Source organism: Prosthecobacter sp. (assembly GCF_044226605.1).
Classification (GTDB): domain Bacteria; phylum Verrucomicrobiota; class Verrucomicrobiia; order Verrucomicrobiales; family Verrucomicrobiaceae; genus Prosthecobacter.
Genome location: NZ_JBGAGS010000010.1, coordinates 64,116 through 86,799, shown reverse-complemented (window position 1 = coordinate 86,799; position 22,684 = coordinate 64,116). Strand labels below are relative to the sequence as shown.

Here is a 22,684-nt window from a genome sequence, read left to right as displayed (position 1 = left end):
TTATGAAGAAGCTTGCTTACACCCTTCTGCTGGCGGCGACGTGGCTGCCGGTGATTGTGAATGCTGAAACGCCGAAGGGGAAGAAGCCGGCGGGGCCGGAGGGATTTAACGAACTCAAGATCGGGGATGCGGCACCGGATTTTGATCTCATCGGCATCGATGAGGAGAAGCACACGCTGAAGAATTACGAGGACGCGGACCTGCTCATGATCGCGTTTTTGAGCAATCACTGCCCGACTTCGCAGGCGGTGGAGGGGCGGATCAAGAAGCTGCAGAAGGACTTCAAGGGGAAGGGGCTGAAGGTGGTGGCGATCAATCCGAATGATCCGGCGGCGCTAAGGCCGGATGAGCTGGGCTACTCGAAGTACAACGACAGCTTTCCGGAGATGAAGCTGCACGCGAAGGAGCAGGGTTTTACGTTTCCCTATCTCTATGATGGTGACACGCAGAAGACGGCGCTGGCCTATGGCTGTCTGGCGACACCGCATGTCTTCCTTTTCGACAAGGAACGCAAGCTGCGCTACCAGGGGAGGCTGGATGACTCACGCTACGGAGATGACAGCACCGTGACCTCTCCGGATGCGCGCAATGCGGTCGAGGCGCTGCTGGCGGGCAAGCCGGTGCCGGTGGAGGTGACGAAGCCGCACGGGTGCTCCACGAAGTGGATCGACAAACGGCAGCAGCTGGTGGCGGACAATGAGAAGTGGGAGAAGGGCGAGGTGGAGGTGGAACTGATCGATGCGAAGGGCGTGGAGGCGCTGCGCAAGAACGACACGAAGAAGGTGCGGATGTTCAACGTGTGGGCCACGTGGTGCGGGCCGTGTGTGAAGGAGTTCCCGGAACTGGTGGCCACCTCGCGGAAGTTTGGCCTGCGGGATTTTGAGTTCATCAGCATCAGCATGGACGATCCCAAGACGATGGATGAGGTGAAGACGTTTCTGGAGAAGCACAATGCGGTGGTGCCGGACAAGCTGAAGCCCTCGCTCAAGGCGGAGGGGCGCAAGGGCAATGCCTACGTCTTCAGTGGAGCAAGCCAGGATGAACTCATCAAGGCGCTAGATGCCGAGTGGCCCGGTCCGATCCCGCACACACTGGTGGTGGCGCCGGGAGGAGAGGTTATTTTCCGCCAGAACGGCGCCGTTGATGGAGACGAACTGCGCGCCAAGATTTTGGAGCACATGGGCCGGTTTTATAAGCCGGAGCCGGAAGCGAAGCCGTGACGTGAGCCGTCTCAAGACGCAGGCTGCGCACTGAGGTCCACGACCTTGGTGTCAGCGATGTCATCATGGATGGTGTTGTGCTGGGAGCGGAAAATGCAAAGGGAGTCCACAATAGCGAAAATGCCGCCGATGCAGGGTATCAGGGCGATGAGCTGCACAGGCAGAAGACGCCTGAGGATGATGTGAGAGCGCTCGACCGGCATGCCATTTTTCCGCACGATGCGCACACCTACGATGCCTTTTCCAATGGTCTGGCCGCGGCCGAGATGAACCCAGTTAAGGGCAAGCATGATGCAGAATCCGACGGGAGCCCAAAGCAGCTGCTCTGGACTCCATGAGACGCCACGGGAGGCACGTTCCATCATGCGATCAAAGTATCCGCCCAGCCACATGACAGGGAGAAAAACGGCCAGCATGATCACGGTATCGAGGAGGCTGGCACCCAGACGCTGCCAGGGGGAGGCAAGCTTTTGAGATGCCTCTGGAACGGCGGACACAATATTCGCTTGGGGCGGCGCGTAAGGATTGATGGGATCGTTCATGGCGCGGAAATTGTGAGACAGACAGCATTTTGCTGTCCAGCCTAAAACAAACCGCAGACCAGATTTACAAACCGCAGACCTTCCGTGGTGAGCTTGCCAGTGCTGCCGCTGCCGGACACGCAGCCCCGGGTGTTGGTGAAATGGGGGATGCCGGTGTCTTTGATCCAGGTCACGTAGGGCGCTGAGACTGCGGTGGTGGATGCCTTGACCGCCAAAGGCAAACCCCAGCGGCTGAAGGTGATTTCCCAGCCGGCGGGCCTGCCCACGGGCCGCGGACCCTCGAGCAACCAAGGGTAGTTTTTGAGGATCTCCATCTCGGCAGTGCCGGGCACGGCCACGCGGTAGCTGCTTTCTGTGGTTTTCACCGCGCTGGCCGCAGTGAGTTCCGGGTTCTTCTTTTGCGCGAGGTAGAGGGACTGAAGATCAAGGCCGATGAGGTTGAGGCCGTTGTAAAGGCCGTGGTGGTTGGGCGTGTTGAAGCTGGCGTTGTGCCAGAGTTCAAAGCGGCTGGAGAGGAAGAGGTTCAGCTCCACATGGACGTGGGCGCGGCGCTGGTCGATGCCGCTGCCCGTATAACCGAGGATGCCAAGGGGCGTTCCAGCCTGCACCTTCTGCCCGGTGCTGACATGCGCCGAGGCGAGATGCGCATAGAGGGAGAAAAACGGGCTGCCGCCCCAGTTGTGCTGCACCACGATGTAGCGGCCGTAATTGCTCAGGCCTGATGCGGCGGCGACATAAACTACGACGCCGTCGGCAATCGCGCCCACCTCGTCCTGCGGATTGCCTCTGGCATCGCGCTGCAGAGGCTTGATGTCGAGACCTTCGTGAAAGCGGGCGTAGGCGATGCGGCTGCCGAAGCGGCGGGGATCGCGGACAAAGCCAAACTGCCCGCCCTCCCAAGGGGTGGTTTTGGAGCCCTCGAAGTCGCGGTCCACAAACTGGAAAAAGTCTGCGGGAGCACCGTACAGCGAGTGGTTGGCAGTGGGGAGCTGCAGCTGCTGCGCCGGCAGTGCGCCAGCGAGCAGGGAGAGCAGAAGCAGGGGAAGCGCGAGACGCATCATCATGGTCATCGACTTCAGGTGCCGGGCAGCTTGTAGCCTTCGAAAGGCAGGTCGTTGGGCTTCTTGGGGGGAGGACGGACGACGCCGCGCTCCTTGTCGCGGGCGGCGGCTTTTTCAGCGGCCTCCAGAGCCATGGCATCTCTGCGGGAATTCATTTTCTCCTTGTCCGTGGAGGGCAGCATGTCGTCCATCAAACGGGAGGAGGATTTCATGTATTTGAGACGCGGGTAGAACTTGTCCATCTCTTCGATCGTCTGCTGGGAAAGCCCGCGCCAGATGGTGAAGCGTCCGTCGGTGATGGGCTGGTCGATCTCCACCATGTCGATGGGCAGGCCGTTGACCATGGTGAGGATGTACATGCCGCGGTACTGGCGGGTGGCGAGATCCAGAGCCGTGCGGCCTTTGGTGTCGAGCTGCAGGAGCACGCCGTAATACCCGGGGGCTTTTTCGTCGGGGAAGGGTTCGAAGCCCGAGATGCTGCGCTGGCTGAACTCGGGGATCTTTTTGAAGATCATTTCATGGCCGAAAATGGGGAGCTTCATGAGCTCGTGGGGATGCTCGATCTCATTGGTCTGCACGTGCGCGGTGATGAGGAGCTTGTTCTCCCTGAGGGTGTCACAACTGGCCAGCAGACCGGAAAAGGACAGCATGAAAACGGCGCGGAAAAGGAGTCGCATGAGTGCATCAAACCAAAGACGCGCGCGCTTTGCAACCCTGGAGGCGCAAACTGGCGTGAAACTTCCATGCCGGCATGGACATCCCCCGATTTGACAACACCGCGAATCGCCGGACTGTCCGCGCACCACGCAACCATGCCAGACCAAGTACGCACGCTCCTCACGAAGGCCCAGATGGCCGATGGCGTGCGGGCATTGGCGGAAAGCATTGTGGCGGCCAATCCGGGGGCCGGGAGCATCGGCCTCGTGGGGGTGTTCACGCGGGGCGTGCCGCTGGCGAAGCGGATCGCGGCGGAGATGGAAAAAATAGGCGGGCCGAAGGTGTTGATCGGCACGATCGACATCACCCAATACCGTGACGACCTGAACACGTTTCAAATGCTGCCGAAGCTGGAGGGGTCTGACATTGCCTTCGACATCGACGACCTCAACGTCGTGCTGTGTGATGAAGTGATTTACACTGGGCGCAGCGTGCGTGCGGCACTGGACGAGCTGATGAATTTTGGGCGCCCCAAACGGGTGCAGCTGGCCGTGCTGGTGGACCGCTGCGGCCGCGAATTTCCCGTGCAGCCGGATTTCTCCGCCCTGAAGGTGACCCTGGCGCCCGACGAGAGGGTGGCTGTGAGATTTGAAGAAGTGGACGGGCAGGACGCCTGCACCGTGCAAACCCAAGCCCCCGCAAGATGACCCCGCGCAAAGACCTTCTCGACATCGCCTCGCTCACGGATGAGGAAATCTCCTTCGTGCTGGACAATGCCGTGCCGTTCAAGGACCTCTTCAAGCGCAGCGTGAAGAAGGTGCCGACGCTGAAGGGGCAGACGGTGCTGACTCTGTTTTACGAGCCTTCCACGCGCACGCGTTCGAGCTTTGAGGTGGCGGCAAGCAGACTGTCTGCGGACGTGACGCACTTTGACATCGAGTCGAGCAGCGTGGTGAAAGGGGAGTCGGTGCTGGACACGGTGGAGACGCTGGAGGCCATGCGGGTGGACTACATCGTGGTGCGGCACAAGCAGTCCGGCACGCCGAATCTCATCGCCAAAAACACGCGAGCCAGTGTGATCAATGCCGGCGACGGGTGGCATGCGCACCCGACGCAGGCGCTGCTGGATGCCTTCACGCTGCGGGAGATCCACAAGGACCTGCGCGGATGCCGCGCGCTAATCGTGGGAGACATCCAGCACTCGCGCGTGGCGCGGAGCACGAGCCTGATTTTTCGCAGGCTGGGCATGCAGGTGGCGTATTTGGCTCCCGGCTCCATGATGCCACGCGAGGTGCCGCGGGAGATCCCGCAGTTTGGCAACTGGACGGATGCCTTTGAATGGAAGCCGGATGTGATCTATCTCCTGCGTGTGCAGGGAGAGCGCATTGACGAACCGTTTGTGCCGAGCTCGGCGGAGTACCATCGCAACTACGGTCTGACGGATGAGCGGGTGAAGGTGCTGCGCGAGCGCGGGCTGCACCTGATGCACCCCGGTCCGGTGAACCGCGGCGTGGAGATCACGGACGCGGGGATGAATTATGAGAAGTGCCTGATCAACCAGCAGGTGGAGAATGGCATCGCGGTGCGGATGAGCGTGCTGTACTGGCTGAGGCCGGGGGCGGCGGAGTGAGAGCGCTGGGTGGTTGGAAGGAGCGCAGAGATTGTAAACTGAGAACTGAAAACTGGGAATTTTAAATTGGCCGGAGAGGGGGCTGCCTGTGATATAAAGTCACCCTTCAATCGCCACCTCTTGAACATTATTCTGATGGTCAAAGGTCACGCTCAAATCGTGGTGTTCCAAGGCTGGCGATGATTCAAACGCGATAGTCACCGATGAATCTGAAGAAACCAGAATTCGCCCGAGTTGAAGTGATGAAAAAAAGTCACCAACATGACCTTCGGGTGGTAGCCATCCCTCAGAGCGTTGGAATATCGATTCTTTTCTGCTATTCAAAATAGCTAGCCAGCCTTCTTCGAATTCACGATATCGATGGTCGAACGTCTCTCGCCAGCTTGTAGGATCTGCTTCTTTGGAAGTATCCGGGTGAAAAGAGGCGCCGATTGCACCCTCGCTCGAGTCAGATTTATAGACGCAGATTGTGAACAAAGGTTTTCCATTGCCATGGAGAGTCGAAAGCGAAAGACGAAGAGAACCTAGCGATTCAGTCTGCAACACGTCAGGAAAGGTCTCTGAATAGTCGGCGGGTTTTGCCCCGAGCCACTTTTTGAGTTGAGACCAGTAGCTCATGGTGAATCTCAAAACTTCCCATCCCGAGACTCGAAATGCGTGGGCTTTCCGAGCGATTCGCCGCCGTGGGAGATCCAGTGGGCGACCCAGTCGGTGAGTTCTTCGTCGCGGACGAAGGGGACGCCGAGATCAACGAAGCTGCGGTAGGGATTGCTGAGGAGGGCGTCGGGGGCTTCCTGGCCGGTGATTTGGACGGGTTTGCCGAAAATTTCGCCGAAGCGTTTGGCGACTTCGCGGACGCTGAGGGTGGCGGTGCCGGTGAGGTTGACGTGCCAGGCAGGACTGCGGGCTTTGGCGAGGCTGAGGAGGGAGAGGGCATTGGCATCGCCCTGCCAGATGGTGTTGAAATAACCCATGGTGACGTCCACGGGCTCGCCGCTCCAGACCTGGCGGGCGATGTCCACCATGACACCGTAGCGAAGATCGCAGGCGTAGTTCAGGCGGATGAGGGAGACGGGGGTGCCACGAGTCTCGCTGAAGTATTCGAAGATGCGCTCACGGCCCATGCAGCTCATGGCGTATTCGCCCCGGGGATTGAGGGCGTCTTCTTCGTGGCTGCCGCCGCGCTCGACGGGGACGAGGCCATAGACGTTGCCGGTGGAAAAGGCGGCGATGCGGCTGCGGTGGTAGCGCTCGCACACAAGGCCGGGGAGCCAGGCGTTCATGGCCCAGGTCATGGGTTCCTGACCGGTGGAGCCAAATTTCATGCCCGCCATGTAGATGACATTGGGCGCATGGGGCAGGTAGGCCACGGCGTTGGCGGCGAGGAGATCGCTGGCGATGACATCAACGCCGTGCCGCTGAAACTCCTCCGCCGCGCCAGGTGAACTGAAGCGTGAAACTGCGATGACGCGGCGGCTGGTGCCTGCCTCATCGCTGGCACGTTTGGCCATGCGAGCCAGGGAGGGGCCCATTTTGCCAGCCGCACCCAGAATGACAATGTCCCCGGGCAGGCGGCTCATCATTTCGATCACCGCGGGAGTGGGGCGGCTGAGGCGTTCTTCGAGCTCTTCGAGGCTTGTGGGCGACATGCGCGCATCTATGACCGCGATTTGAAAAATGGAAGAGATTTTGGTGAACAAGCTGAGACTGGCCGGAAAATCATCCCAGAGTTTGCCGAGGAGGCAATTCCCGCTAGCATCGTGGCCCGATGATCGCCAATGCCGCCCACGCTGTAACCGCCAACCTGAATGTGCTCGACTTTTCCTGGGTCTCCAGCCCTGAGGCATGGATCGCGGTGCTGACGCTGTGCGTGCTGGAGATCGTGCTGGGCATCGACAACATTGTCTTCATTTCGATCCTGGTGGGCAAGCTGCCGGCGGCGGACCGGCCGCGCGGACGTTTCATGGGCCTGGGGCTGGCGATGCTGACGCGCATTCTGCTGCTGCTTTCCATCACATGGGTGATGTCCCTGACGAAGCCGCTGTTTGAGGTGTTTGACCATGCGATCACCGGGAAAGATCTGGTGCTGATTTTTGGCGGCCTGTTTCTGATCTACAAAAGCACGAAGGAGATCCATGAGAAACTGGAAGGCGATCCCGAGGGCGAGGTGCGCAACAGCGTGGGCAAAGGCGCGGCGTTTGGCGCGGTGATGGTGCAGATCGCGCTGCTGGACATCGTGTTCTCGCTGGACTCGGTGATCACCGCCGTGGGCATGGTGAAGCATATCTCCATCATGGTGACGGCGGTGCTGATCTCCGTAGGCTTCATGATGCTGTTTGCGAAAGCCGTGGGCGACTTTGTGGCGCGGCATCCGACGGTGAAAATGCTGGCGCTGAGCTTCCTGATTCTCATTGGCACCGCTCTGATCGGTGAAGGCTTCCACTTTGAGATTCCGAAGGGCTACATCTACTGCTCCATGGGCTTTTCGATGGCGGTGGAACTGCTGAATCTGAAGGCCAAGAAAAAGAAAGAGGCCGCCTGATTGCCGACTGGCACGAAATGGCACAGTGATGACACAAAGCGTGCCGATTCTGGCACACATTGGTAAGTGGTTGATGGGCTGAACGAATTTTTAGTTAATTCATTTTCAATGGATTGAGTGGGTAAAATAGAGTCTGGCATGGCTGATGCATAAGTATTGGGTGGAACGAAAAACCAACTCCCAAAACTCAATCATCAACCCTGCCAAAACCATGAAACTCATCCGCACCAACCCCTTCGGCCTCAACCGCATCGCTGACTTTGATGGATGGTTCCGCCATCCTCTGGCTGGCCTGCCCACCTTGAGCAACTTCCTCAACAACCTCGGCGAGGTGTTTCCCGGCGTGTCCGGAGACAAGCTGGCCGTGGATGTGCATGAAGACAAAGACAACTACTTCGCCAGCTTTGAAGTGCCGGGCGTGAAGAAGGAAGATGTCAAAATCGAGCTGAACAACGGCCTGCTCACCGTTTCTGCAGAGAAACGCGAGAAGGATGGCGAAAAAGAGAGCTCCTTCAGCATGACGCGCTCCGTCTCCGTGCCGGACGGCGTAAACGCCGAAGCTATCTCCGCAAAGCTCGAAGACGGCATCCTGACCCTGACGCTGCCCAAACAGGAACGCAGCAAGCCACGCACCATCGCCCTGAACTGAACCATCCCCAACCCAACCAAAGCCAAACACCCCACTTTTAAAATGACTATGAACACCACCTGCACCCCCCGCACCTGCTCTCCTTCCACCACCGGCGTCACCGAATCTCTGCGCAAGCCGCTCTACAACGTCAACGGCAATGCCGAGGCGTATGAAGTGCGCGTAGAGCTGCCAGGCGTGCCGAAGGGCGGCGTGAAGATCGATCTCGAAGACAGCATCCTGACCATCCGCGGCGAACGCAACACCACCGTGCCGGAAGGCATGAAGACGCTGCACCGCGAGCTTTCCCCGCTCAGCTACCTCCTGCGCCTGCGCCTCAACACGCCGGTGGACGAGGAGAAGATGACGGCCAAGCTCGAAGATGGCGTGCTGACGCTGCGCCTGCCGCTGAAGGAAGTGGCGAAACCGCGCCAGATTCCGGTGCTGTAATCCCACCGGTCAGCGCCTGAAAACCACCTGCCGCCCGCCTCGCCGAAATGTGCGAGGCGGGCGGCCTCTTTTTGGCTTCCAGCGCGGCACGATCTCGGCTAGTAGCGTGGATATGGCCGACTCTTCCCCTCCCCAGCCTTCACTGCAGCAGACTCTCGGACCCTGGCAGATCATGTTTTATGGTCTGGGCTCCATGCTAGGCGCGGGGATCTACGCGCTGATTGGCAAGGCGGCGGCAGGCTTGGGCAATGCCATGTGGCTGGCCTTCATCATGGCCATGGTGGGCGCATTGCTGACGGGCCTGACGTATGCATGCGTAGGCGGGCGGTATGCCAAGGCGGGCGGCGCGGCGTATGTGACGCAGCGCGGGCTGGGCAAGCCGCTGCTGAGCTACATCATCGGCATCGCGGTGATGATGAGCGGACTTACCAGCATGGCCACCGGGGCTCAGGCGATCATCGGACAGATCAAGGAGCTCATCGGCTGGCAGCCGACGGACATGCTGGTGAAGCTGTGCGCCATCGGGGTGGTAAGCCTCGTGGGCTGTGTGATCTACCGCGGCCTGAAGGAGAGCATGTGGCTGAACATTCTGTGCACAGTGATCGAGGCCAGCGGGCTGATCTTCATCATCATCATAGGCGTGCGCTTCTGGGGTGGGGTGAACTACCTGGAATCTCCGGGGGATACGGTGGCGGGCGGAACAGGCTCTGGCATTACGATGGCGCTCATCATGCAGGGTGCGGTGCTGACGTTTTATTCGTTCATCGGTTTTGAGGATATTTTGAATGTCAGCGAAGAAGTGAAAAACCCGGGGCGCAATGTGCCGCTGGGGCTGATCGGCGCGATGGTGCTGGCTACGATGATCTATCTGGCGGTGGCGATCACGGCGGTGTCCGTGGTGCCCTGGCAGCAGCTGGCGAAGAGCGATGCACCTCTGATGGAGGTGGCCCGGAGGGCAGCACCGTGGTTCACGGGGATCAAGCCGGTGTATGCCTTCATCACGATCTTTGCGATCGGGAATACGGCGCTGCTGAACTACCTGATGGGATCGCGCCTGCTCTATGGAATGAGCCGCCAGGGGCTGCTGCCGGCGGTTCTTGGCAAACTGCATCCCACTCGGCACTCGCCGCATGTGGCGGTGTTTGTGCTGTTTGGCATTGTTTCGGTGCTGATCCTAAGCGGGGGTGTGAAGCAACTGGCGGAGTCCACGGTGCTGCTGCTGCTGATCGTTTTCACGGTGGTGAACATCTCGCTGATCATTCTGAAGCGTCGCTCCGATGAGCCGAAGGGAGGCTTTGAGCCTCCGACGTTTGTGCCGGTGCTGGGTGCGCTGGTATGCGCCTCGCTGATCGTGGTGCGGGTGCAAAGTGCCATCACAAGCACGGATGAAGCGCAGCGCACGGCTCCGCTGATTGCGGGGGCGGTGGTGCTGATCAGCGTGGTGCTCTACTTTATTTTGAAGCCAAAGAATCCAGTGGTGCAGGAAGATTGAAGTGGGGCCGTTCCGGCTGTATGGAAACGTTCCCATGAGTCAGACCGCCAACCTTCACATTGCCTCCAACATTCCGCTGCCTTCGCCACGCGGAATGATCAGCGACATCGCGCCGACGGAGGCGCAGACCGCCTTTGTGGCACAGTCGCGGCAGCAGATCCGGGACATTCTCACGGGCAAGGATTCACGCTTTCTCGTCATCCTTGGGCCGTGCTCCATCCATGATCCCGAGGCAGGACTGGAGTATGCGCGGAAGCTGGCGGCACTGGCGCAGGAGGTGAAGGACCGGCTGTGCTTGGTGATGCGCGTCTATTTTGAAAAACCGCGCACGACGGTGGGCTGGAAGGGGCTGATCATGGACCCGCGGCTGGATGGTAGCTGCGACATTCCGGCGGGGCTGAAGCTGGCGCGGCAGATTCTGCGCGATGTGCTGGATCTGGGACTGCCGACGGCGACGGAGCTGCTGGACCCCATCACGCCGCAGTACATTGCGGACCTGATCAGCTGGAGCGCCATTGGCGCACGCACGACGGAGTCGCAGACGCACCGGCAGATGGCGTCCGGTTTGTCGATGCCGCTAGGTTTCAAGAACGGCACGTTTGGGCACATCACGCCAGCGATCAATGCGATCAAGGCGGCGATGCAGCCGCAGACTTTTCTGGGCGTGAGCGAAGACGGGGTCGCCTCTGCGGTGACGACGAGCGGGAATCCGGACTGCCACATCATTTTGCGGGGTGGTGAGGATGGGCCGAACTACGGCGCGGACAATGTGGTGGAGACGATCGACGGACTGGAAGCGGCGAAGCTGAAGCCGGCCATCATGATCGATGCGAGCCACGGCAACTGCGCGAAAGATCACCGCCGGATGCCGGATGTGTTCCGCGAGATCGTGCGCCAGCGCGCCGCAGGGCAGAAAGCGATCATCGGCGCGATGCTGGAGAGCAATCTGGTGGGCGGGAACCAGAAGTTTCCGCAGCCGCTGGACAAGCTGGTGCGCGGGCAGTCGATCACGGATGCGTGCATTGACTGGGAGACGACAGACATGCTGCTGCGCGAGGCGTGTGCGTTGCTGTGACAGGCTGACTTTTCCTGCCATGAACGCCCAGCTCTTCACGCTCTCGTCCGGCAGGAAGCTGGCCTATGCGGAATTTGGTGATCCTGCGGGTGTGCCGATGTTTTATTTTCACGGCTGGCCCGGGTCGCGTTTGCAGGGCGAGTTTTTGCATGAGGTGGGAAAGAAGCGGGGGCTGCGGGTCGTGGCGCCAGATCGCCCGGGCATCGGGCTTTCGGAGTTTCAGCCGCAGCGCAAGCTGCTGGACTGGCCTGCGGACATGGCAGAACTCGCGGCCCACCTAGGCTGGACGAAGTTTCATGGGCTGGGTGTTTCCGGAGGTGGTCCCTACGTGCTGGCCTGTGCCCATGCCATGCCCGAGCGGCTGCTGAGTGCGGGCGTAATCTGCGGCGCGCCGCCACTGCGAGAGGTGGGCACGCAGGATCTGATGTGGACGTATCGACTCGCGCTGTGGGGGCAGCGCCATGTGCCGCCGCTGCTCGGTCCTGGGCTGGCTGCGGCGGGGCAGTTCATGCGGCTGCCGGTGGATGCACCGCTGATGGCGGCGTTTGTGGGGAAAATGTGTGAGCGGGATCAATTCGCGCTGCACCAGCCGGAGCTGTATCGGATTCTGATGGCGAGCGGTCGAGTGGGGGTGACTTCATCGGTGCGTTCTGTCAGCACGGATGGGAACATCTATTCGAGCGACTGGGGCATCGATTTCAGCAAGGTGCTCTTCCCGTTGCGGTACTGGCATGGTGGCCGGGACAAGAACATCCCGGTGACAATGATTGAGCGGTTTGTGAGGAAGATGCCGAATGCAAAGCTGACGGTGTTTGAGGAGGACGGGCATTATTCACTGCCGATGCTTGGCGCGGAGAAGATCGTGGATGTTTTGCTGGATGAGGCGCGCGGGGCTGCGAAGTAGCGCGAATGCTGCTGCTGAGAAAGAAGGCGCTCGCGGGGAGGTTTGCCCGCACTAGTGTGTGGCATGGACGACCTGGCCGAACGCATGCGCGCCGATTTTGAGGAGATCGGACGGACGTTCATGCCGTTCGGGAAGTATGGGCCGCAGCATTTTCCGCCGAACGGGGTGCCGATCTACGACATCCCGGCGGAGTATCTGGGATGGTTTGCGAACAAAGCCGGTTTTCCGAAGGGGCGGCTGGGGAAGCTGCTGCAAATGGTGCACCAGATGAAGGCGGACGGGTCCGATGTGGTGTTTGACGTGTTTCGGAAGAAATACGGGCGCACGGACCTGAAGCCGGTGAAGCAGAAGTCGTGGAAGTTTGAGGAGTGAGACCGCACTGGTCCGATGGGTGTTCGCCCACGTTGTGGTCTGAGCGAGGTTAGCGGCCTGCGGAAAGCGGTAGCTTCGTTCGTTCCTCACTGCGCGACCGCACTCCAAAACACGGCACACGGCGGCTTATGCGCGGATGGGCGGGCCGTACCAGACGTAGCACATGAGATAGACGATGATGCCGGTGACGGAGACATAGAGCCAGACGGGGACGGTCCAGCGGGTCATGCGCTTGTGTTTGTCAAAGCGGCCGCGCAGGGCGGGCACGACGGTCATGATGATCAGGGGCAGGCTCAGCACCGCCAGCGGGATGTGGGTGAAGAGGATGAAGAAGTAGATGGGGCGGGTCATGCCGGTGCCGGCAAACTTCACGTGGCCGGCGTGGTAGTGGTAGTAGAGGTAGCAGCCGAGGAAGGCGGTGGAAAAGAGCAGCGCAATGATCATGCTGACGATGTGCGGCTTCCGCTGGCCGATCTTGATCATCGTCAGGCCGAGGAGGATGTGCACGAGGGCACAGCCATTGAAAATCGTGTAGAGCTTGGGGAGTTCGGTGACGTCCATGGGTTACTGGGCCGCGGGCGGGATGTAGGGGAACTTTTTCTGTTCGTCGAGCAGGTAGCGGAGATCCTTGCGGATCTTTTCATCCCAGAACTTCTGGGCGTCCGGGTCGGCGTTCAGAATGTCCTCAAGGCCGCGGACATGGCCGCGATGGTCAATGACGGCGACGCGGAGATCGTGGATGTATTTGTCATCCGGAGAGAGGCGGTCTTTTTCCGGCAGATCCTGCACGGGGCGGAACTGGACCTTGGTGGTCATGAACTTGCGCACTGCTTCCTTCTCGCCATTCACAAACCACCATTTGGCGTCGTCCTTGATGTCGAGGCCGGCGGCGAATTTTTTCATCATCTCCGGCGTGTCGTCGGCATCGAGAGTGAAGCTGATGAACTGGAGGCCGGGCTCGTTGCCAAACTCCGCGTGCAGTTTTTTGAGCTTGCCGATGACGGCGGCACAGCCGCGGGGGCAGCGCGTGAAGACCCAGGAAATGACGAGGACCTTGCCCTTCAATTCTTCGAGGTGGACGGTCTTGCCGCTGCGCTCGGTGAGTTCGAGATCAGTTTCGAGGCGGCCGTAGATGGGCGGACGGTTCACATCATTGTCAATCTTGGAGCGGTAGATGAGGTAGTTGTAAAAGACGACAAGGCCGAGCACGGCGATGATGATCGGCACCCAGATGGACCAGGGGTTCAGCGGAGCTTTGGCGGGGGGGGATTCGTTCATGGCGGGGCGGTTTACGCGTGCTTCCAGGCAAGGATGGATACGGTCAAAATGCCGGGGAGATACATCAGCGTGCAGAAGAAAAGTTTACGTGCGGCGGGCCGCTCCGGCTGGCGGTTGAAGCGCAGGGCCAGCAGGCAAAGCCAGCCGGTGAGGAGGATGGCCGGTGGCAGGAACCACCATGCATGGGCCACCCCTGCGTAGACCGGGTAGAACATCAGCAGCAGGGTGGCAATGGAGTAGCCGAGCGCATGAAAGCTGGTGCGGGTGCCTTCTTCGTCATCATTCGCCAGCATGACGAAACCACCTTTGCGGTACTCGTCCCGGTACATCCAGTTGATGGCGAGGAAGTGGGGAAGCTGCCAGAGGAAGAGCAGGAGGAAGAGGTAGATGGCCCCCGGCTCGTACATGAGCTCCCAGCGGAAGTGTGGCGCGGAACCGGCTGGCAGCGGCCCTGCAGCACCAGCCCAGCCGATGAGGGGGGGAAGCGCGCCGGAGACCGCGCCCACGAGGGTGTTGGTGGCGCTTTGGCGCTTGAGCGGGGTGTAGATGAAAAGGTACACCGCGAGGGTGAGCGCGGTAAGCGCCGCAGCCTCCATGTTCACCCGGATGGTCAGATGGATGAGCGCCATGGCGCTGAGCAGCCAGCCGATGCCGAAGGCCGCCGAAGGACTCACGCGGCCGGAGGGCAGGGGGCGGTCCGCCGTGCGCTGCATGCGCGAGTCGGGCTCGATCTCCATGAGCTGGTTGAACACGGCCGCGCCGAAAGCAGCGAGGGTGCTGCCGACGATGGTGTGGAAGAGCAGCCAGAAATCGAAGCCCTTGGGCGCACGCAGCCAGAAGCCCACCAGCGTGGTGACGATGACGAGCGCGCTGAGGCGGAACTTCGTCAGGGTCAGGAGGTCGCGGGTGGTCATGAGCGGTTAGCGGAAGAACTTTTTCGCCTTCTCGAAGAAGCTTTCCTCCATGGGGGAGGTCTGCTCGCCGAGGGACTTGGCGAATTCGTCGAGTTTCTCGCGCTGTTCGGCATTGAGCTTGGTGGGCACGGCGATCTGGACGTGAACGTAGAGGTCGCCATGGCGGTCTTCGCCGAGGATTTTCATGCCTTTGCCGCGCAGGCGGAAAGTGGTGCCGTTTTGGGTGCCGGCAGAAACTTTGACCGACGCCTTGGACTCCATGGTGGGCACCGTGAGTTCGCCACCGAGAGCGGCGATGGCGAAGGACAGCGGAACATCGCAGTGCAGGTCGTTGCCCTCGCGTTCAAAGATCTCATGCGGTTTGACCTGGACGACGATGTAGAGGTCGCCGGCAGGGCCGTTTTTGATGCCGAGATCGCCGTTGCCGGTGGAGCGCAGACGGGAGCCGTCTTCGATGCCAGCAGGCACTTTGACACGCACCTTGGTGCGTTCCTTCGAGCGACCGGTGCCGCTGCAGGAGCGGCAGGGATCGCTGATGGTCTCGCCGCTGCCGCTGCAGTCCGGGCAGGTCTGCTGAATCTGGAAGAAGCCACGGGAGCTGATGACCTGGCCGACGCCACCGCAGGTGCGGCAGGTTTTTTTACCGCCACCACTGGCGGAACCGGAACCTGAGCAGGTTTTGCAGGAGGCGCTGCGCTCGTACTCGATCTCACGCTCCACGCCGTGCGCGGCGTCTTCGAGGGTGATTTCCATGCCGTAGCGCAGATCGCTGCCACGCTGGGGGCCATCGCGACGACGGCCACCGCCGCCGCCTCCACCGCCAAAGAACTGCTCGAAAATGCCGCCACCGCCGCCGCCGCCAAAGACGTCGCGGAAGATGTCGAACGGATCGTGGAAGCCGCCGCCACCGGCGGACGGGCCGCCCATGCCACCCGCGAAGGCGGCGTGGCCGTAGCGGTCATAGGCGGCACGCTTCTGCTCATCGCTGAGCACGTCGTAGGCCTCTCCCACTTCCTTGAATTTACCTTCGGCGGATTTGTCGTCCGGATTTTTGTCCGGGTGATATTTCACCGCGAGCTTGCGGTAGGCTTTTTTCAAATCCTCGGCCGAGACGTCACGGGAGACGCCTAGGACTTCATAATAATCTCGTTTGTCGGCCATAGCAGTGTGGAGAGGAGTTTACGCCTGCGCGGGAGGCTGGGTGCCACTGGAAACGATGACACTGGCAGCACGCAGGAGGCGGTCTTTGAGTTTGTAGCCGCGGCGGGTGACCCGGAGGATGGTGCCTTCGGGCACGGAGGGGCTTGCCTCCTGGGCGACAGCCTCATGGAGGTTAGGGTCAAACACCTTGCCCTGGGCCTCGACTTCCTGCACGCCGCTCTCACGCAGGAAATCCTGCAGCTGGCGGCTGACCATGCTCATGCCCATGAAGATCATGGACTTTTCCGACTCGGCGCGGGCGGCTTCGAGGCCCATGTCGAAATTGTCGAGGATGGGGAAGAGGGCGCGGAGGAGGTCGGCGTTGGCGTAGGCGCGGGTTTCCTGGGCCTCCCGGGCGGAGCGTTTGCGGAAGTTGTCAAGCTCAGCCTGGCTGCGGTAGGCCATGTCTTTCCAGCGCTCGGCCTCCAAGGCCAGAACAGTCATGGGGTCTTGAGGTGTGGTGTCCTCCACTGGAGCGGTGGCTTCAGAGTTGGGGACTTCTTCAAAAGCGGCTTGCTGGGTCGTATCGGGACTCGGCTCGGTCATAGGGTTTCGCGGTGTTTTGGGGGGCCGCGACTATGCCGTCTTCTGGATCGCAATCAAGGTGATGTCGTCATGGGAGCGCCGGCCTTTCAAAAAGTGCTCCAAATCCAGGATGATCCCGCCGATGACGGCCTTGGGCCCGTTGGGGGCATGCTTGGCTAGTTCTTCCTCCACGCGTTCCTCCCCAAATTCGATGCCTTTGGGGTCCATGGCCTCGTTGACGCCGTCGGTGTAGAGAAGCAGGGTGTCTCCCGGCAGCATCTCGAAGTCCGCGTCCTTGGTGACGCGCTCGAAGACCGAACCTTTGTCGATGCCGACGCCGAGTCCAGGGGGGTGAAGGGTTTCGACCTTGCCGGTGGCCTTGCGCCAGAGCAGCGCGGCGTTGTGACCGGCACGCGAGAGGGTAAGTTTTGGGCCATTTTGCTCCATCACGACGTAGGACATGGTGATGAACATGTCCTCGCGGATGTCCGGGGCGATCTGGCGGTTCACAGCGGCCAGAACCGCGCTGGGAGAGTCGGAAGTTTGAGACTTGGCCCGCATGAGGGTGCGGCACATGACGGTGATCATGGCGGCGCCAAGGCCTTTTCCGGAAACATCGGCAATGACAGCGCCAAAACGGCCGTCCGGCAGGGGGAGATAGTCAAAATAGTCGCCGCTGAGGGTGCGTGCGGGAATGTTTTTGCCGGCAATGATGAAGCCGGGCACCTGCGGGTCTGCCTCCGGCAGCAGAACCTTCTGGATCTGGCTGGCGTTCTGCAGTTCCTGCTGGTCCATGCGATTTTTCGCCGCCTCCTGATGGGACATGGCATTGGCCAGGGCGAAGGCCGACTGCTCGATGAGGGAATTGAAGACCTCGAAGTCATTGGCGTTGTAGCTGCGGCCTTCCTTGGGCGAGGTGACGGCCAGCACGCCGAGCCTGCGCGTGCCAAAGCTGAGGGGGCCGATCATGGCGGTGACGTTCTGCTGCGAGGGGACGAGGTGCTCGCCCAGGCGGGGATCCAGGCCGATGTCTGCAAGCAGCTCCGTCTTCTGCTGGGTGAAGATGCCGCCGAGCAGTCCTGCCTTCACCGTTTCTGCGTTCATGCGCAGGGTGCTCAGAAGAGTGGCGGAGTTCTCCTTCATCTGCTGACGGACGCGCTCCGGCAAAGCGATGAGGGGGGCGCAAAAGTCGGAATAGTGGCGGGGCACAAGCTGCTGGGAAGCTTCGTCAAAGAGGTAGAGGGCTCCGCCGGTGCTCTGAGTCACGCGTATGGCGCCCTCCACGATCAGCCGGTACATGGAGGCCTGCTGGTCATCACGCCAGATGGCCTCGCCGAGATCATGCAGGTAATTAAACATGCGCCGTTCCTCGGCCACGATGGCCTCCTCCTCGGCGCGAAGCTCCGCAAGGGCATGGCTCTGCTGACGAGCAATTTTTGCCAGCATTACGAGTCCCGCCGTCATCAGCAGCACGATCAGGACAATGAGGGCGGAGGTCATGTTTTCAATGGGCGGCCCGGCTCATCCGGGGGGACGCCCTCAGGCAGGAACAGCAGATGTGCCAGCCTCCAGCTCTTTTTCCAAAAATTCGATCACATCGTGAAAGCGGCTTTCATTGGCGGCGCTGACATTGGCCAGGGCCTGGTGGGCGGAGAGCACATGCTGGGTCTGCGCCTCCTTGCATTCGGCAATGTTTTCGCCGCAGTTCTGCAGGGCATCGCAGACGGCCTTGCGTTCGGCCTCCCAGAGCTTCCCGTCACGGTCCAGTTCAAGAATGTGGTCGAGGCCGAGGCTGGTGAGCAGCTGCAGATTGCGCTGATTGGCGTTGACCACGCACAGGGATCCGCTGCCGGACTCGCGGAGGTTCAAGGCGGCTCCCGTCAGCATGCCGAGGAAGGTGGAGTCCATCATCGGACAGCGTTCGAGATCGACGACGAGATTTTTCATTCCCTGCTCGATCACGCGCTGAAGCGCTTTTTTGGCCTGCAGGCTGTTTTGAAAGGTTCCCCGGCCATCCACCCTCATCCAGAACACGCGTCCGATGGTGCCGACAAGAATATGAGTGGGAGGAGTCATGCGTTGCGGGGTTAGTTCCAGAGCGCGGATTGCTGGCTGACCAGCTCTTCCTTGCCTCGCAGGATGCTTACGCGCCATGCGATCACGCGACCACTTTTTTGATATTCTGGGCCGACGACCTGGAATTTGGAAACATTGCTGCGACGCACATCATCCACGACCAGTTCCTGGACGTGTTTGGCAAGTCCGGACTGCGCCTGCTGATATTCGAAGCGGACGGTCAGCGGCCCTGTGCGGTCGTTCGCCTTCCAGAAGAAGGCGTAATAATGGCCGAAGCGGTCCACAATTTCCTTTTTGGTCACCGCTCCATAAATGAAGTGCTGGCGCTCAAACAGAATCGTCGTGTTCGTCGTCTGCGGCGTAAAGAATGGCATCAGGTGGTAATACTTCACCTTGGAGATCTTTCCTCCAGGGCCCACCACGGTGCTCGAACAGGCAGAAAGCGCAAAAGCAAGGATGGCAAGGCATCCGAGGCGGAGGCAGGAGGTGCGTTTCTCTGTCGTCATGAAGGAGGGGAATATTGAATCGGGACGCTTGATGTCAACGTTCCCTTGGATTCTTTGCGCAGCCAAAGAATTATTTACAAAAGTGAAACGGGGTCCACATCCCACGTCACAATCACATCTTCTGGCAGGCTAGTTGCTTGCATGACCTGCTGGATGTGGCGGCAAAGGGGGCGGATTTTGGCGGTTCGCAGCAGGAGCTGGAAACGAAACTGACCGTGAGCCTTGGCCATGGCGCAGGGGGCGGGCTCACCCATGAGCACGTCTTCCGCCAGGCCCTCCATCAGGCGGCGGTGCAGGGTTTGCAGCGCAAATTCCGCCATCGCCTGGTGTTTTCCCCGGCTGGCGAGGATGACGACGTGGGTGTAAGGCGGGTAGTGAAAGGCGCGCCGCTGCTCCAGCTCCTGCTGCGCAAAGCCCTCGAAATCGTTGTGCCGTGAAAACTGAACGGCCGGGCTGTGCGGGGCGTAGGTCTGCACGACGACCTCGCCCTTGACCTCGCCACGCCCGGCGCGGCCTGCCACCTGCACCAGGAGCTGCAGCGTGCGCTCGGCCGCACGGAAATCCGGCAGATTCAGCGCGAGATCGGCATTCAGCACACCGACGAGGGTCACGTTGGGAAAATCGAGGCCTTTGGCGATCATCTGCGTGCCGATGATGAGATCCAGCTTCTGGGCGCGAAAATCTCGCAGCAGGTCGCGAAGCTGGTTTTTGCGCTGGATGGTGTCTGTATCCACCCGGGCGATGCGGGCCTGGGGGAAAACTTCGCGCACCACCACTTCGACACGTTCGGTGCCATATCCGGCAAATTTCATGCCCGGCTCATGGCAGAAGGGGCATTTGGCCGGAGGGAGCCGCCGCGAGCCGCAGACATGGCAGACGAGGCGGTTTTCATGCTTGTGCAGCGTCATGGGGATGCTGCAGTCCTGGCACTGGATGGTTTCGCCACAGGCCACGCAGGTGAGGGAGGTGTTGAAGCCGCGGCGGTTTAAAAACAGGATGGTCTGCTCCTTTTTTTCCAGCCGGGAGGTGATGGCCGCGCGCAGTTTTTCAGAGAGGATGCCGGCATTGGCCACGGTGGTGCCGGTGCCTTTGCGGCGCTCCATGCGCATGTCCACAATACGGATCAGCGGCAGGGTGCGGCCATCGGTACGCTGCAGCATTTTGAGCAGTTCATACTTGCCGCTCGCCGCATTTTCGAAGGATTCCAGACTGGGCGTGGCGCTGCCGAGCAGGACCACGCATTTCTCAACGCCACCACGCACGACGGCGACATCCCGCGCATGGTAGCGCGGGGTTTCGTCCTGCTTGAAAGAGGGCTCGTGCTCCTCATCCACGATGATGATGCCAAGGCGCTCCAGAGGGGCGAAGATGGCGCTGCGGGCGCCGATGACGATGTCCGCCCTGTCTTCGTGAATCTTGAACCATTCGTCGTGGCGCTCGCCATCGCTGAGATGGCTGTGCAGCACGGCGATGCGTTCGCTGCGGTCGGAGAAGCGCGCCTTGAAGCGCTCGATGGTCTGAGGCGTCAGGGCGATCTCCGGCACCAGCACGAGGGCTGTTTTGCCTTGCTCCAGCACGCGGGCGATGGCCTGCAGATAGACTTCGGTTTTGCCGCTGCCGGTGATGCCGTGCAGCAGGAGGGGTTTGGGCTGTTCGGTCGAATCGATCGCAGCGACGATGCGGTCAAACGCCGCCTGCTGCTCTGCGGTAAGCGTGAGTGCCTGGCTGGGCAGGAAGGCCTCGTCGTGAAACGGGTCGCGCTCCACGCGGACCTCGCTGCGGGAGATCCAGCCTGCTTTCAGAAGGGGGGGGAGAATGGACGCGGCACGCGGCAGGTCCTTGCGGATCTGGCTCAGAGTCGCCTCCCCACGGCAGCTGCGCAGGATGTCGAGCACGCGGGCCTGCATGGGCGCTTTATGTCGGAGTTTTTCGAATTCGTCCGGCGGCGGCTCGCGCAGCAGCTTGAGGTGGCTGTCCATGACGAAGCTGCCCGGCTTGTCCCGCACGGCCTGGGGCAGCATGGTGCGCAGCACGGTGTGGACGGAGACGAGATAGTATTCGGCGATCCAGCGTGCCAGCCTGAGCAGGGCCGGTGTGAACATGGGCCGCTTCGCGACCACGCTGGCGACTTCCTTGAGCCGGCCGCGGTGCGGTGACTTGTCCAGCAGCTCCAGCACGACCGCATTCATGCGCCGGTTTTGCAGCGGCACCATCACGCGTGAGCCGACAACGACAGAGTGCGCCAGATTCTCCGGAATGGCGTAGTCCAGCTCCATGGCCGCAGCCCCTTCGAGCTGCACGCGGGCGACCCGCCTGACCGGCTGCTCCGAGACGACCGCGGCCACAGGCGTGCCGAACAGATCGGTCTGGCCGGGCTGGGAAGCGGGATTCGGACTGGAGGGGGGCATGCGCCGCACCCTAGCCGTCGTCAATCACAGGCCAAAACGATTCTTCTTTTGAGAAACAATCCGCCCCGTGCGAGTGTTTCCCCGCAGCAGCACGGAGCGAACGGCATGTGGAACTTTCTGACAGAGCACTGGCGCGACGGCGTGGAGATTTTGATCCTCGCCGCGCTGGCGTATCATGGCTATCTGTTCTTCCGCGCTACACGTGGCGCGCGCATTTTGACGGGTCTGCTGGTGCTGCTGCTGAGCCTGGCGCTCATCTCGCTGCTGCTGGAGCTTTCGGTCATCAGCAGCCTGCTGCAGCGCTTTTCGGTCTTCCTGGCCATCGCACTGGTCATCATTTTCCAGCCGGAGCTGCGCCGTGTGCTGGCAGAGCTGGGCAGCAGCCGCATTTTTTCCTTCAATCGTCCCGATCCCGAAGCGCTGGATGTGCTGATGGAGGCGATGCAGCAGCTCTCCTCCCGGCGCTGCGGCGCGCTGTTTGCCCTGAAACGGGGCATTGACCTCAAGCCGTATGCGGAGTCCGGAGTGGAGCTGGATGCGGTGATCTCAAACGAGCTTGTGACCACGATTTTCCAGCCCAAGACGTCGCTGCACGATGGCGGGGCGATCATTGACCAGGGGCGCATCTCGGCGGCGGGCTGCGTTTTTCCCGTGAGCCAGAGGGAGATCCAGGACCGTGCCATCGGTCTGCGCCATCGCGCCGGCATGGGCATCTCCGAGGAGACGGATGCGATCGCGCTGGTGGTTTCTGAAGAGACGGGTGCGCTCTCCCTCTGCTTCCAGGGCAAGCTGGAGCACGACCTGGAACCTGAGGAGCTGCGCCAGCGCATCAATGAAATCCTCACTGGCGGTTCTGCCGGCGCAGAGGAAACCGCAACGGAGGGCAGTCATGAACTGGGGGCATCAAATTAAGGAGCTTTTCACCCTGAACTGGCGGGAGAAAATCATTTCTCTGGTTCTGGCGTTTTTGTTCTGGTTCATGATCAAGGCGCAGGATGCCCGCTATGCGCCGACCTATACCATGCCGCCGCCGCCGCGGATCCCGGTTTCCTCCTCGCCCGCGCCTTCCCAGCTGACGCCCGTGATCCCGCCGCCGGTCCAGGTGCCCTCCGAGCTGGAACCCACCCTTTCCCCGCCCAATGCCTCCACGAAACCGGCGGGCAAGCCGGCGGAGGCCATCGGCGGTGCCGCCGGTCTTTGACAC

At 61.0% G+C, this 22,684-nt stretch carries 26 protein-coding genes; 12 read left to right on the top strand and 14 right to left on the bottom strand.

Going from position 1 to position 22,684, the window contains the following annotated elements; all coding sequences use genetic code 11:
- Positions 1–2 precede the first annotated feature (2 nt).
- Positions 3–1,220 carry a redoxin domain-containing protein gene (locus tag ACILSO_RS15290; RefSeq protein WP_395738300.1) on the top strand — a complete coding sequence of 406 codons (1,218 nt, stop codon included), beginning with the start codon at positions 3–5 and terminating at the stop codon, positions 1,218–1,220.
- A gap of 11 nt (positions 1,221–1,231) precedes the next feature.
- Here the strand turns inward: ACILSO_RS15290 and ACILSO_RS15285 are convergent, their stop codons facing one another.
- From ACILSO_RS15285 to ACILSO_RS15275, 3 genes are read right to left on the bottom strand one after another with little or no spacing between them, the layout of a single operon-like run.
- Positions 1,232–1,762: an RDD family protein gene (locus ACILSO_RS15285; protein WP_395738299.1), complete on the bottom strand. Its 531-nt coding sequence runs from the start codon at positions 1,760–1,762 to the stop codon at positions 1,232–1,234.
- A 41-nt stretch (positions 1,763–1,803) separates the two neighbouring features.
- Positions 1,804–2,826, bottom strand: coding sequence for a murein hydrolase activator EnvC family protein (locus ACILSO_RS15280; protein ID WP_395738298.1), 1,023 nt, complete (start codon positions 2,824–2,826; stop codon positions 1,804–1,806).
- An 11-nt stretch (positions 2,827–2,837) separates the two neighbouring features.
- Complete coding sequence (locus tag ACILSO_RS15275) at positions 2,838–3,500, bottom strand: hypothetical protein (RefSeq protein ID WP_395738297.1); 663 nt, start codon at positions 3,498–3,500, stop codon at positions 2,838–2,840.
- Positions 3,501–3,635: 135 nt separating this feature from the next.
- Between ACILSO_RS15275 and pyrR the strand changes: the two genes are divergently transcribed.
- Together pyrR and ACILSO_RS15265 are read left to right on the top strand one after the other, a co-directional pair.
- Positions 3,636–4,187: a bifunctional pyr operon transcriptional regulator/uracil phosphoribosyltransferase PyrR gene (gene pyrR, locus ACILSO_RS15270; RefSeq protein ID WP_395738296.1), complete on the top strand. Its 552-nt coding sequence runs from the start codon at positions 3,636–3,638 to the stop codon at positions 4,185–4,187.
- Positions 4,184–5,110 carry an aspartate carbamoyltransferase catalytic subunit gene (locus tag ACILSO_RS15265; RefSeq protein WP_395738295.1) on the top strand — a complete coding sequence of 309 codons (927 nt, stop codon included), beginning with the start codon at positions 4,184–4,186 and terminating at the stop codon, positions 5,108–5,110. The genes pyrR and ACILSO_RS15265 overlap by 4 nt, the downstream gene beginning before the upstream one ends.
- A gap of 99 nt (positions 5,111–5,209) precedes the next feature.
- Here ACILSO_RS15265 and ACILSO_RS15260 read toward each other — a convergent pair whose 3' ends face one another.
- Positions 5,210–5,728, bottom strand: coding sequence for a hypothetical protein (locus tag ACILSO_RS15260; protein WP_395738294.1), 519 nt, complete (start codon positions 5,726–5,728; stop codon positions 5,210–5,212).
- Between the two features lie 8 nt (positions 5,729–5,736).
- The gene (locus tag ACILSO_RS15255; RefSeq protein ID WP_395738293.1) at positions 5,737–6,759 is read right to left on the bottom strand and encodes an NAD-dependent epimerase/dehydratase family protein; all 1,023 of its coding nucleotides are present in this window, start codon (positions 6,757–6,759) and stop codon (positions 5,737–5,739) included.
- Between the two features lie 119 nt (positions 6,760–6,878).
- Between ACILSO_RS15255 and ACILSO_RS15250 the strand changes: the two genes are divergently transcribed.
- From ACILSO_RS15250 to ACILSO_RS15220, 7 genes are all read left to right on the top strand, one after another.
- Positions 6,879–7,652: a TerC family protein gene (locus ACILSO_RS15250; protein ID WP_395738292.1), complete on the top strand. Its 774-nt coding sequence runs from the start codon at positions 6,879–6,881 to the stop codon at positions 7,650–7,652.
- 211 nt (positions 7,653–7,863) lie between these two features.
- Complete coding sequence (locus ACILSO_RS15245) at positions 7,864–8,301, top strand: Hsp20/alpha crystallin family protein (protein ID WP_395738291.1); 438 nt, start codon at positions 7,864–7,866, stop codon at positions 8,299–8,301.
- Positions 8,302–8,349: 48 nt separating this feature from the next.
- Positions 8,350–8,730, top strand: coding sequence for an Hsp20/alpha crystallin family protein (locus ACILSO_RS15240; RefSeq protein ID WP_395738290.1), 381 nt, complete (start codon positions 8,350–8,352; stop codon positions 8,728–8,730).
- Positions 8,731–8,842: 112 nt separating this feature from the next.
- A complete protein-coding gene (locus tag ACILSO_RS15235; protein ID WP_395738289.1) occupies positions 8,843–10,222 on the top strand; it encodes an APC family permease in 1,380 nt (459 codons plus the stop codon).
- A 34-nt stretch (positions 10,223–10,256) separates the two neighbouring features.
- Positions 10,257–11,297 (top strand): 3-deoxy-7-phosphoheptulonate synthase, encoded by a 1,041-nt coding sequence (locus tag ACILSO_RS15230; protein WP_395738288.1) that lies wholly within the window; start codon positions 10,257–10,259, stop codon positions 11,295–11,297.
- Between the two features lie 19 nt (positions 11,298–11,316).
- Positions 11,317–12,201 carry an alpha/beta fold hydrolase gene (locus tag ACILSO_RS15225; protein WP_395738287.1) on the top strand — a complete coding sequence of 295 codons (885 nt, stop codon included), beginning with the start codon at positions 11,317–11,319 and terminating at the stop codon, positions 12,199–12,201.
- Positions 12,202–12,264: 63 nt separating this feature from the next.
- Positions 12,265–12,573, top strand: a complete 309-nt coding sequence (locus tag ACILSO_RS15220; protein WP_395738286.1) for a putative quorum-sensing-regulated virulence factor — start codon at positions 12,265–12,267, stop codon at positions 12,571–12,573.
- A gap of 126 nt (positions 12,574–12,699) precedes the next feature.
- On the opposite strand, the gene ACILSO_RS15215 is transcribed toward ACILSO_RS15220, so the two are convergent.
- The 9 genes from ACILSO_RS15215 to priA form a co-directional block, all read right to left on the bottom strand.
- The gene (locus ACILSO_RS15215) at positions 12,700–13,134 is read right to left on the bottom strand and encodes a DUF420 domain-containing protein (RefSeq protein ID WP_395738285.1); all 435 of its coding nucleotides are present in this window, start codon (positions 13,132–13,134) and stop codon (positions 12,700–12,702) included.
- 3 nt (positions 13,135–13,137) lie between these two features.
- Positions 13,138–13,851, bottom strand: a complete 714-nt coding sequence (locus ACILSO_RS15210) for an SCO family protein (protein WP_395738284.1) — start codon at positions 13,849–13,851, stop codon at positions 13,138–13,140.
- Positions 13,852–13,862: 11 nt separating this feature from the next.
- A complete protein-coding gene (gene cyoE / locus ACILSO_RS15205) occupies positions 13,863–14,765 on the bottom strand; it encodes a heme o synthase (RefSeq protein WP_395738283.1) in 903 nt (300 codons plus the stop codon).
- A 6-nt stretch (positions 14,766–14,771) separates the two neighbouring features.
- The gene (gene dnaJ / locus ACILSO_RS15200; RefSeq protein ID WP_395738282.1) at positions 14,772–15,926 is read right to left on the bottom strand and encodes a molecular chaperone DnaJ; all 1,155 of its coding nucleotides are present in this window, start codon (positions 15,924–15,926) and stop codon (positions 14,772–14,774) included.
- 18 nt (positions 15,927–15,944) lie between these two features.
- Positions 15,945–16,511 (bottom strand): nucleotide exchange factor GrpE, encoded by a 567-nt coding sequence (locus tag ACILSO_RS15195; protein WP_395738281.1) that lies wholly within the window; start codon positions 16,509–16,511, stop codon positions 15,945–15,947.
- Positions 16,512–16,541: 30 nt separating this feature from the next.
- Entirely contained in the window at positions 16,542–17,990 is a 1,449-nt protein-coding gene (locus ACILSO_RS15190) for a GAF domain-containing SpoIIE family protein phosphatase (protein ID WP_395738280.1), read from the bottom strand.
- Between the two features lie 39 nt (positions 17,991–18,029).
- Positions 18,030–18,566: an STAS domain-containing protein gene (locus tag ACILSO_RS15185; RefSeq protein ID WP_395738279.1), complete on the bottom strand. Its 537-nt coding sequence runs from the start codon at positions 18,564–18,566 to the stop codon at positions 18,030–18,032.
- 11 nt (positions 18,567–18,577) lie between these two features.
- Entirely contained in the window at positions 18,578–19,072 is a 495-nt protein-coding gene (locus tag ACILSO_RS15180) for a hypothetical protein (protein WP_395738278.1), read from the bottom strand.
- A 74-nt stretch (positions 19,073–19,146) separates the two neighbouring features.
- A complete protein-coding gene (gene priA / locus ACILSO_RS15175; RefSeq protein WP_395738277.1) occupies positions 19,147–21,480 on the bottom strand; it encodes a primosomal protein N' in 2,334 nt (777 codons plus the stop codon).
- Between the two features lie 105 nt (positions 21,481–21,585).
- On the opposite strand from priA, the gene cdaA reads away from it, so the two are divergent.
- Together cdaA and ACILSO_RS15165 are read left to right on the top strand one after the other, a co-directional pair.
- Positions 21,586–22,392 (top strand): diadenylate cyclase CdaA, encoded by an 807-nt coding sequence (cdaA, locus tag ACILSO_RS15170; RefSeq protein ID WP_395738276.1) that lies wholly within the window; start codon positions 21,586–21,588, stop codon positions 22,390–22,392.
- Positions 22,370–22,681, top strand: a complete 312-nt coding sequence (locus ACILSO_RS15165; RefSeq protein ID WP_395738275.1) for a hypothetical protein — start codon at positions 22,370–22,372, stop codon at positions 22,679–22,681. Before cdaA ends, ACILSO_RS15165 begins: the two co-directional genes overlap by 23 nt.
- The last annotated feature ends 3 nt before the right edge of the window (positions 22,682–22,684 follow it).

Coding starts and splice junctions, on each gene's coding strand:
- ACILSO_RS15230 (WP_395738288.1), top strand. CDS start 10,257: ATGAGTCAGACCGCCAACCTTCACATTGCCTCCAACATTCCGCTGCCT.
- ACILSO_RS15190 (WP_395738280.1), bottom strand. CDS start 17,990: ATGACCTCCGCCCTCATTGTCCTGATCGTGCTGCTGATGACGGCGGGA.
- ACILSO_RS15165 (WP_395738275.1), top strand. CDS start 22,370: ATGAACTGGGGGCATCAAATTAAGGAGCTTTTCACCCTGAACTGGCGG.
- ACILSO_RS15275 (WP_395738297.1), bottom strand. CDS start 3,500: ATGCGACTCCTTTTCCGCGCCGTTTTCATGCTGTCCTTTTCCGGTCTG.
- pyrR (WP_395738296.1), top strand. CDS start 3,636: ATGCCAGACCAAGTACGCACGCTCCTCACGAAGGCCCAGATGGCCGAT.
- ACILSO_RS15195 (WP_395738281.1), bottom strand. CDS start 16,511: ATGACCGAGCCGAGTCCCGATACGACCCAGCAAGCCGCTTTTGAAGAA.
- ACILSO_RS15280 (WP_395738298.1), bottom strand. CDS start 2,826: ATGATGATGCGTCTCGCGCTTCCCCTGCTTCTGCTCTCCCTGCTCGCT.
- cyoE (WP_395738283.1), bottom strand. CDS start 14,765: ATGACCACCCGCGACCTCCTGACCCTGACGAAGTTCCGCCTCAGCGCG.
- ACILSO_RS15265 (WP_395738295.1), top strand. CDS start 4,184: ATGACCCCGCGCAAAGACCTTCTCGACATCGCCTCGCTCACGGATGAG.
- ACILSO_RS15185 (WP_395738279.1), bottom strand. CDS start 18,566: ATGACTCCTCCCACTCATATTCTTGTCGGCACCATCGGACGCGTGTTC.
- ACILSO_RS15240 (WP_395738290.1), top strand. CDS start 8,350: ATGAACACCACCTGCACCCCCCGCACCTGCTCTCCTTCCACCACCGGC.
- ACILSO_RS15225 (WP_395738287.1), top strand. CDS start 11,317: ATGAACGCCCAGCTCTTCACGCTCTCGTCCGGCAGGAAGCTGGCCTAT.
- ACILSO_RS15260 (WP_395738294.1), bottom strand. CDS start 5,728: ATGAGCTACTGGTCTCAACTCAAAAAGTGGCTCGGGGCAAAACCCGCC.
- ACILSO_RS15210 (WP_395738284.1), bottom strand. CDS start 13,851: ATGAACGAATCCCCCCCCGCCAAAGCTCCGCTGAACCCCTGGTCCATC.
- cdaA (WP_395738276.1), top strand. CDS start 21,586: ATGTGGAACTTTCTGACAGAGCACTGGCGCGACGGCGTGGAGATTTTG.
- ACILSO_RS15290 (WP_395738300.1), top strand. CDS start 3: ATGAAGAAGCTTGCTTACACCCTTCTGCTGGCGGCGACGTGGCTGCCG.
- ACILSO_RS15255 (WP_395738293.1), bottom strand. CDS start 6,759: ATGTCGCCCACAAGCCTCGAAGAGCTCGAAGAACGCCTCAGCCGCCCC.
- ACILSO_RS15220 (WP_395738286.1), top strand. CDS start 12,265: ATGGACGACCTGGCCGAACGCATGCGCGCCGATTTTGAGGAGATCGGA.
- priA (WP_395738277.1), bottom strand. CDS start 21,480: ATGCCCCCCTCCAGTCCGAATCCCGCTTCCCAGCCCGGCCAGACCGAT.
- ACILSO_RS15250 (WP_395738292.1), top strand. CDS start 6,879: ATGATCGCCAATGCCGCCCACGCTGTAACCGCCAACCTGAATGTGCTC.
- ACILSO_RS15285 (WP_395738299.1), bottom strand. CDS start 1,762: ATGAACGATCCCATCAATCCTTACGCGCCGCCCCAAGCGAATATTGTG.
- ACILSO_RS15235 (WP_395738289.1), top strand. CDS start 8,843: ATGGCCGACTCTTCCCCTCCCCAGCCTTCACTGCAGCAGACTCTCGGA.
- ACILSO_RS15245 (WP_395738291.1), top strand. CDS start 7,864: ATGAAACTCATCCGCACCAACCCCTTCGGCCTCAACCGCATCGCTGAC.
- ACILSO_RS15180 (WP_395738278.1), bottom strand. CDS start 19,072: ATGACGACAGAGAAACGCACCTCCTGCCTCCGCCTCGGATGCCTTGCC.
- dnaJ (WP_395738282.1), bottom strand. CDS start 15,926: ATGGCCGACAAACGAGATTATTATGAAGTCCTAGGCGTCTCCCGTGAC.
- ACILSO_RS15215 (WP_395738285.1), bottom strand. CDS start 13,134: ATGGACGTCACCGAACTCCCCAAGCTCTACACGATTTTCAATGGCTGT.